The organism is Frankia sp. CcI49, from assembly GCF_001983215.1.
In the GTDB taxonomy this organism is placed as follows: Bacteria; Actinomycetota; Actinomycetes; order Frankiales; family Frankiaceae; genus Parafrankia; species Parafrankia irregularis.
The window spans coordinates 1-6,856 of sequence record NZ_MOWP01000068.1 but is presented as its reverse complement, the minus strand read 5'-3'; the positions used below and the strand labels follow the sequence as shown (position 1 = coordinate 6,856).

3 protein-coding genes and 1 tRNA gene are annotated in these 6,856 nt (G+C 59.8%); 1 reads left to right on the top strand and 3 read right to left on the bottom strand.

Annotated features, from left to right (window positions below; translation table 11 throughout):
* The first annotated feature begins 283 nt into the window (after positions 1–283).
* Positions 284–1,426 (top strand): site-specific integrase, encoded by a 1,143-nt coding sequence (locus CcI49_RS39315; protein ID WP_076834830.1) that lies wholly within the window; start codon positions 284–286, stop codon positions 1,424–1,426.
* A gap of 110 nt (positions 1,427–1,536) precedes the next feature.
* Here CcI49_RS39315 and CcI49_RS40290 read toward each other — a convergent pair whose 3' ends face one another.
* From CcI49_RS40290 to CcI49_RS39290, 3 genes are all read right to left on the bottom strand, one after another.
* A complete protein-coding gene (locus tag CcI49_RS40290; RefSeq protein ID WP_158230900.1) occupies positions 1,537–4,491 on the bottom strand; it encodes a CHAT domain-containing protein in 2,955 nt (984 codons plus the stop codon).
* Positions 4,492–4,550: 59 nt separating this feature from the next.
* Complete coding sequence (locus tag CcI49_RS41845; protein WP_131831307.1) at positions 4,551–4,916, bottom strand: hypothetical protein; 366 nt, start codon at positions 4,914–4,916, stop codon at positions 4,551–4,553.
* 1,845 nt (positions 4,917–6,761) lie between these two features.
* A tRNA-Thr gene (locus tag CcI49_RS39290) sits at positions 6,762–6,837 on the bottom strand.
* Between the last annotated feature and the right edge of the window lie 19 nt (positions 6,838–6,856).

The window sequence follows — 6,856 nt, the reverse complement described above, 5'->3', positions numbered from 1 at the left end:
TGAATAGATGATCTTAGGCTTCGCAAAACCGCAGGTCAGGGCCTATTTCTCTGGAGCCGGCGAGGGGACTCGAACCCCTAACCGCTCGATTACAATTGATCATTAATCGGCGCCCGTCATCGATCATCGAGATCTGCTGCTATCAGGGCACTTTGCGCTGCAGTGCGCTCCCGCCCCCCTCGCTCTCGGTCATGGTTTTCCACCTTTTCCGTGGGGTAATCGTGGGGTACCAGGTAGCGCGGCAGACACCGACGAAGCGCCCGGAACGGACGGCGGTGACCACGTGGCCCGACCCTCACTGGCCCTCGGCACGTACGGCAACGTCTACACGGCGAAGTACGGCGACGTGTACCGCGCCCGCGCCCGGTACCGCGACTTCGACGGGCGCACCCGACTCGTCGAACGCCACGCCAAGACCAAGGGAGCTGCCGAGCAAGCGCTACGCACGGCACTGCGCGACCGGGCCCGCGTGGACGTCGGCACCGGCGCCATCACGGCCGAGACGAAGGTCGCCGTCCTGGCCGAGGAGTGGTTCGAGTCCGTCCAGAAGCAGGACCGCTCCCCCAACACCACGGCCGCCTACCGGGCGAGGCTCGACAAGTCCGTCATCCCGGGTCTCGGGGAGCTACGGATTCGCGAGCTGACGGTCGGTGTGATCGATCGCTTCCTGTCGATCGTCACCGAGAAGCACGGCGCGGCCACCGCCAAGATGATCCGCTCCGTCCTCTCCGGGATGTGCGGCCTTGCCGCCCGGCATGATGCACTGGACCGTAACGTCGTCCGCGACGCCGGACCGATCGCCGAGGCCACCCCGAAGAAGCAGCCGCGGGCCCTCACGCTCGACCAGCTCCGGGAACTGCGCTCCGCACTCCGGAACGACCCGAAGGCGGTCCGGCGAGACCTCCCCGAGTTCGTCGACCTGCTCATGAGCACCGGCGCCCGCATCGGTGAGGCCGCCGGCCTCACCTGGGGCGCGGTGAATCTCGACGAAGGCTGGATCGAGATCCGTTCGACGGTCGTACGCATCACCGGGCAGGGGCTCGTCAACAAGCCGAAACCCAAGAGCAAGTCCGGCTACCGGCGCCTACAGCTCCCGTCGTGGATGGTCCGGACTCTGAAGCAGCGCTTCGACGACCAGCCGGACGACGCCCCGGTGTTCCCCGCACCGCTCGGCGGCCTACGCGACCCGTCGAACACTCAGGCGGACCTACGTGACGCGTTCAAGGCCGTGAAGATGGACTGGGCGACGTCGCACATCGTGGGCCGCAAGTCGGTTGCCTCGGCGATGGACAGCGCCGGCCTGTCTGCCCGCGCCGCCGCCGACCAACTCGGACATCGCCACGTCAGCATGACCCAGGACCGGTACTACGGTCGTCAGGTCGCCGAGACCGGCGCAGCCGCAATACTTGAGCTGCTGGACACCTGAAATCCAGCGCATACATTATCCATGGCCCCTCCGCTGCCGCAGATCCCTCGGCCCGAATGGGAAAACCATCTAGGCGAAGACGCGCGCCGACCTCGAAGATGACGATCGAATCAGGGGAAAATAATCTCGTCAACGTCCCTCGAATCCGGCAGCTTAGGAGGTAGAGACCACAAAAAATCTGCCACAGCATCCGGGTGAGACGGGCCAAAGTGGGCAAGTGCTGCCCAAACAAATGGATTATTTGACCAGCGGGATCTGGCAGCGTGCAGCGTCATATGCAAAGCCCCCGCCGGATCATTATTTTGTAGCCCTTGAAGGCTTTCATAAAATCCTCTGGCCATCCTCACTGCGGGCCCGTCGGCTAGTGCCCACATAGAAGCAACGACATGCTTGAATCCTGCAATCTGAAATGCCGATGCCACATGCAAGGCCTCATCAGGAAGAAGCGGGACCCCTTTGGCAGTCTCACAGCCAGAAAGAACAATCAATTCCGCCGACGGCAAATCAAGACGGAAGGCTTGACCTATGTCAAGAGTCCCGTCCGCTAGCACTAGTCCCCCTCTCAGAGGATATTTAAAATTGCTACTGGCGTGACAGGCAAAGTGTGCCCAGTTGGCCGTCGGGAGAGCCGCCTTCACAGCGTTCAGAGTTGCAGCCCCGTTGAGGAGAAACTGGGTCCCGGAAAACAGGCTAGCCACGGAGCTAGCTTCTGCTTCCGCACCTGGAAGTGGGGCTGATCCTGGCGTATTTGATACCCCTACAACTAATACTTTTCTAGATTCCGGAGACGATACCTTCCGACGTTGTAGGCCGTAAACTAGGGAGCCAACGGTGGATGTATAGGAACTCACGACCCTGTCCATCACCGTCGACGACTCGCCCGAAAGTCGGTCATCTCGATATGTTCCAGCAGCATGAATCGGCATGAAGCTCAAGAGACCCGTCATGCACCAACATATTCGCGGCCAAACCCCATTGACTATCTTATCGGTGCAGCCGATGGCATCCAGCACTGGCAGCGCAACTACTTTCCAGAGCCACTCAAGTGCTGTAGTAGCACGCACCTCCCAGCGATCGCCAGCAAGAAGTGAATCTCGACGTTCAAAGACACCCCCCTCGGTCAAGAAGGGCGCAACATAGGTACGAACATCCTCCAGTCGCAAATCAGGGAGGGTGACACAAGAAAACCCTTCTCCCTTGATTATCAAAGCGTCTGCACCATATCGACTGACGTTCACGATCACGATCGGAACTATCGATGCAGCTTTCCTCATCTCTGATTGACTGGGCTGCAGTAGAAAACTCTGCATTTGCGGGACCAATCTGATCTCTGCTATCAGATCTTCCCACTGCTGTGCCACATCATGGCGAAAGTCTGAAATCTCATAGCCCTGTGCGGCCGTGTCTCGTTGACTTTCAACCCAGGTTGGGCGCGACCACTGTGCGGCCAAGATGTCGGAAATTTTATTGTAGCGAGTAGCCAAGTCGGGTCGAAGGTCTGCTAATACTTGGATGTCCGCCTTGCCCTCGATAACTTGATTCAGAAGTATTCCGCGCCCCTGCTCTAAGAGACTTGCGGCCCTTTCTACATCGCCGGACCTGAGAGCCAAATATGCCGCATCGGAAGCAAGTCCGAGATACTTTGCCAACAACTTTTCGCGGTCAGAAGCGTCAAGGCGCCGCGAGGCCACAAGAGGTAACAGCGCGATTGCGAGTGCCATCGCATCGGTGGCACTCGAAACTTCCCCGCGTTCAGCGAGGGAATGGCCAAGGTGCATCGCGGCATCGATACGCAAGCGAACGGGGACCGCTGCTGACTTCATGCATTCCTGCCATGCGGCCTCTGCGGTGCGCGATGCGCCGGTCTCTAAGCGATTCTGTACGGCGCTCTCTCTCAGAGTATCTCCCAGCAACAGGAGGGACTCGCCTCTTGCGGCACTTCCATCGGGTGTAGCCGCAACCGCGGAACGTAGCAGGGCTACGGCCTCGTCCAGCGCCGAACTGTCGCTAGTCAGCTTGGCTCGCACCCGAAGAGCATCTGCAAGGGCAGTCAGCGCCACTGATCGGTCGACGTTATCGGGCCTCCCGATCGCAGCCGCCCGGCGTAATAGGATGATGCTCTCGTCAAGCGAAACTAGATCGCCCCACAGCTCTGCTTTCAATCTCAGAGCATTACCCAGAGCCACCAATGAGGCGACGCCTTCATTTCCTCTTCCGCCTTGCTCATAAGCGCTGCGCAGAACATTGATAGCGCGCATCAATTCGGCACTATTGCTCCCACTCTGCGCACGAAGAAGCAGCGCTTCCCCTAGGCTCCAAAGTCGAGCGACCCTGTTCTTCTCGCCTTCAACAACACCGAGATCACCATCGGCCTTGTAAGCAATATTACGGGCAAATGATATTTCGCTTACCGAGTTACGATTTCTCTGCTGAGGCTCTGGCCTCCCTTTTCCTTTAAGGGTGCTCGCAAGCTCTTTATAGAGCGTGTGAACGTCTATCAGCGGCGCCCCTCCGGGTATACCCTTCTCAATGAGTCGGATTAGCTCCCCCGTAAAAGCAGTGTACGTCTCACCCGCAGGGGCCAAGGCTTTCTTAGTTTCCGCGGCCGCCGCAAGGATGTATGTCCCTTCAATCACGGCGTCGTCGGCTATCTCTCCGCCAGCGCTCAGCCCTTTAAATGCTCGACCACTATAACAACAGTCAAGAATTACGATCTTGCGTTGCGCCCGACTTTTTATTATTGGCTTTCGGATCCAATCGTATGGCAAAGATGTGTGTTCCGCTCCTACCCGCGACTGTACCGTCGCAAGGTGGAGGTCCAACGTATCTGGGGCGACTAGCCCATGTCCTGAATAGTATACTATTAAAGTATCATCTGCGGCCTGTGCGGCGACTTGCACCGCATCAACAACCGATACGTATTCTTCAGGTTGAACAAACGCCGTTATGTTCTCAGAGGGTATCCCCCAGACTGATGGATTGGCAAAGATTTCGGGAATTCTTTTGAGGTTATTTTGAACGCTCGGCAGATCGTCTAGATCGGAGTACTCGTAGGCACCAATCACGACGAGACGCGACCGCTCTGGATCTGCTAGGGAAACCATGATTCAAAAGTGCCACTTCCCTAGTCGTTCCCCTCACCACTGCTTGTTGTCGAACCTTCCGAGAGCAGGTCAGCTACGGCACGAATTTCTTCGGCGCTAGCATCCTTGATTGTCACTGTCATATCTCCTCTCTGGAATACCACACCAGCGGCGTCGCTCTGCGTGGACAACCAAGATGCGCACGACAACGCCAATGACGAAGCGCTAAAGCCAGTAGATACGACGAAATTGATGATTTCGAGAATCTCACCCATACTTTCTTGATCGCCAGAAGCGAAGGCTATTGCGGCATCCTTGCGGGCATCGGCATCGGCTTCAATCCACTGGTATAGCGCCAGGGCACTCTCGGTCGAAGCATTTTCGTCAAGCATCACGGAAAACCGCATTACTCCCCCTCTAGGTTGCGCTGCAACGCTAGTCAAAATTCATTGGGAAATCGATACCGAGAAGATTATTTACTGGAGAGATTATTTGAAGTAGATGGTGATGAGACCCGGCGTCTCTGCGGCATTAGATCAATTCTTCTTGTTCTAGACAAGCAATTAGGCGGTCGGTGAAGAAGCTCCGCAGCACTGTCGGCCTAATGGTCATTCGACCGTGGTGCGCAGTCGATCCTGACATGGCTCCCCCGCTCCATGTGTCACAGCTCCGCACCGATCTTACCTCTCGTGCCCATCTGGCCATAGAGGAGACTGGCAGTCGTACGAAGCCGTGTCAGCCGCGGACCACAAGGGAGTGGCCCGGTGGCAACGCCTACAGCCGTCAGCTGGTTTCGCGGATACGCATGTGCCGTGGTGAGTCGAGATAGCCTCGGACGGCGCAGATGATCAGAGGACGTCTAGTAGCTGAAACTGTCGGTCTGCCCGAGATGCGCGGAATTTGGGTCAGCCGTCTCGCCAGGTTGGACGGTTTGAGTCCAGCCAAGTCTCGACGTCGGTCCGGCGCCAGAGTCGGAGTCGCGGGTGGTCGATCAGGGGATCGGGGAAGCCTTTTCGGCTGGCCACCGATGTGGCGTAGCTCCGGCTGACGCGCTCCCGGCGGGCGGTGCCCGCGCCGAGTAGCGAGCGAAGGCCATCGATGTCGACCAGGGTACGGAGCTCCGCACGGCTGATCATCTCATCGCCGCTGCCGCTCTGACCGGACACCCAACCGACGCTAGGAGCGTACCCACGTCTGCAACGTGGGCGCTGTACTTACGATCCGATAGTGACTACCGTGCGGTGTGTCAGGAACAGGTCGGGCCGGCCCGGTGTGTCAGCACCGGAACCGGCCCTCGGCACCGACCGACTTGGGAGGTCGACACCGTGTCCGACATGCTGTCAGCTCCACCGCACACCGCCCCGGGAGAAGCACCAGGGACGGCGATCCCGTCGTTCGCGAGGAGGGCACCGGGCCGTTCCGGTGCTACTCGGTGTCGGTGCCGTCGGGTGTTCATCCGGCGGCGATCGCGACGACGCTCCGCACGCTTCCGCTCGGGTGCGTGCTCACGTCGATGACCGACGGCGAGATGAGGTTCAAGCCGGCGGAGCCCCACCACGGTTCGGGATGGAACTCCGGGCCGGCGACGCTCGAAGCCCCGCCGGATCGGTCGTGATGTAGGCCGGCCGGATCCTCCGACAGGAAGGCGGCAGCGCCGTCCCGCCGGGGCATCCACCGATCGGCGTGCGGCGCGGCTTGAGCGGGCCGGCCCCGAGGCGTCTCCTCGGGGTCGGCCCTTGTCATGTCAGGACCACGGTTCCAGCAGGTGGGCGCGGCACCGTCGATGCAGCATCGAACTTCGCCAGAATGTCACGGATGGTTGCGAAATTGCGGGCTGCCGCGCGGCGTGAGCGCTGCTAGACCTAGCACCCCCGCCTGCTAGGTCTAGCAGCACCTCTAGCAAGAGAACATGCCTCTGACCTGGGGTCTAGAGGCCTAGCGGGGTTGTGCGGAGTACCAGCGAAACGCGCCGAATCCCGTCTCTTGGACCCTCCCGCCAGCCTCTAGACGCGCCGCGGCAGCCGCCACACAGCGTTACTTCCAAACCGCCGGCCCCCGTCGCCGCTGCCCGTCCCGCCTGCCCGTAGGGCGCGCGGCTTCTGCGCCCGGCGATCCGCTGCAGCAGGGATGAACGACGGCCCACGAAAATCGACGATGGTCACTGACAGTGATGCAAACCGTGGGGTAACCGTGGGGTTTGAGATCTTGAGCGAGTGGGCAAAACGGCGAAAGTGCCTGTGCTACAGTCACTTTGGAGCCGGCGAGGGGACTCGAACCCCTAACCGCTCGATTACAAGTCGAGTGCGCTACCAATTGCGCCACGCCGGCCGGCCGCTCCACGATACCG

Coding starts and splice junctions, on each gene's coding strand:
- CcI49_RS41845 (WP_131831307.1), bottom strand. CDS start 4,916: ATGCGGTTTTCCGTGATGCTTGACGAAAATGCTTCGACCGAGAGTGCC.